The 2,171-nt window shown below is 52.0% G+C and carries 2 protein-coding genes; both read right to left on the minus strand.

Translation table 11 applies throughout. The features are described 5' to 3' along the window. A partial coding sequence (locus ACLTD4_RS33875) for a pyridoxal phosphate-dependent aminotransferase (RefSeq protein ID WP_412331990.1) occupies window positions 1–725 on the minus strand: 725 nt, incomplete at its 3' end. 14 nt (window positions 726–739) lie between these two features. Next, the gene (locus ACLTD4_RS33880; RefSeq protein ID WP_117623596.1) at window positions 740–1,930 is read right to left on the minus strand and encodes a pyridoxal phosphate-dependent aminotransferase; all 1,191 of its coding nucleotides are present in this window, start codon (window positions 1,928–1,930) and stop codon (window positions 740–742) included. Window positions 1,931–2,171: the final 241 nt, after the last annotated feature.

The raw sequence follows: 2,171 nt of genomic DNA on the forward strand, positions 1-2,171 counted from the left end.
GTATAGGAGTTGTAAGAGTATTTCACGTCATTCAAGGCGCGGATTAAGGCCGGATTTCCGATGGCATAGCCGATTCTCATGCCCGCCATGGATCTCGACTTACTGAAAGTCTGCACAACCAGAAGATTTTCATACTTCCTGGTCAGCTTAAGCGCGCTGGTTCCGCCAAAATCAATGTAGGCCTCGTCCACAATCACCACCGAGTCCTGGTTATGGGAAACGATGTCCTCCACCTCCGAAAGCGGCATATAAAGCCCGGTAGGCGCGTTGGGATTAGGGAAAATAATTCCGCCGTTCTCACGGTAATACTCTTCCTTCACAATCTTGAAATTCTCATCCAGAGCCGGTTTCTCATAGGGCACGCCGAAAAGCTCCGCCCAAACCGGATAGAAGGAATAGGAGATGTCCGGGAAAAGCACCGGCTTATCGGAGTTGAAAAAGGTCATGAACGCCATGGCGATCACGTCGTCGGATCCCACCCCTACAAAGATTTCATCTCTATCCACTTTATAATATTCGGAAAGTGCGTCCACAAGAACCGAGGATGCAGGATCCGGATATTTTCTGAACAGATCGTAATCCATCTCCTTAAGCGCTGCGCTTACGCCCGGCGCCGGCGGATAGGGATTCTCATTCGTATTTAACTTGACTAAATGGCTGCCCCTCGGCTGGTCTCCCGGCACGTAAGGGACTACTTTTCTGATATTTGCCTCCCATGGTTTCATCGCTCTTCCTCCCGTCATGAAAGTCCGTACTCTCCGGCAACCGCTTCAAAGGCCGGCAGAGACCGCTCAATCTGCTCATAAGACACACAATAGGAAATTCTCACATATCCAGGACAGGCAAATGAGGTTCCCGGCACCACCAGCAGGCGGTGCTTCTTGCATACTTCACTGAAAGCCCTGTCATCCGCTTCCGGAGATTTTACAAACAGATAGAATGCGCCTTCCGGACGGATACACTCGAAGCCGAATCCCGTGAGGCCGTTGTAAAGGAGATTCCGGTTCCTGTCATAGGCCTCCACGTTTACCTTCTCGTCAATACAGCGCAGGATCACCCGCTGCATCAGCGAAGGAGCGTTCACGCAGCCGAGAACACGGTTGGCAATGGTCGCCGCTGCGATGACTGCCTTTGAATCCTCCAGCTCATCCGGAATCACCAGATACCCGATCCGCTCTCCCGGAAGCGACAGGGACTTGCTGTAAGAGTAGCAGACAACGGTGTTATGGTAGAACGGCGTCACATAAGGCACCTCCACCCCGTCATACGCCAGCTCCCGGTAGGGCTCGTCCGATATCAGCACGATGGAAGTCCTGTACTCCTCTTCCTTCGCCTTCATAACTGCCGCAATCTGTTCCAGCGTCTCCGACGAATAGACCACTCCGGTGGGATTGTTCGGCGTATTGATGATGACCGCCTTCGTCCGTTTCGTAATCTTCTCCTTCAGCTCCGAGATATTCGGCTGAAATGAGGAGGTATCCGGGGACACCGTCACCAGCACTCCGTCGTAATTTCTCACATAGGCGCCGTACTCCATAAAATAGGGGGCAAATACGATCACTTCGTCTCCCGGGTCCAGAACCGTCTTTAAAATAACGTTCATACCGCTGGCTGCGCCCACGGTCATCAGAATATTCTCCAGATGAAACTGTGTGCCGAATCTCCGGTTCAGCGACTGTGCCACCGTATCCCGGACATCCTCGAAGCCCGCGTTGCTCATGTAACCATGGACCATGGTAGACGCTTCTTCCGCCACGATATCCGTAATCGCCCGGTTCACCGCCTCCGGCGCCGGTACATTGGGATTGCCAAGGCTGAAATCATAGACATTCTCCGGTCCGTAGATGGCGGCCAGGCGTTTTCCTTCTTCAAACATGGCCCGAATGGCAGAATTATTCTCAACAAGGGGCCTCATCTTCTCAGCTATCATAACCTCATTCCCTCACTTTTTCTGAATTTACGCAATGCAGTACTAGTACCAGGTTTGTAAACTACCTCACCAAGTGCTCATAGTATACCATACCAGGAACTCAAGGTCTATAACAAAAATGAAGAGCCGTGGACAGCTTCAGGCGTCTTTTCACACCTGACAGTTCCCCGGCTCCCGGTCTCATTTCCGACTAATCCACGATTTCTTCTCCGCATCGCAGGCAGATGCCTTTCCCTTGGGA

It is taken from the genome of Hungatella sp. (assembly GCF_046966825.1).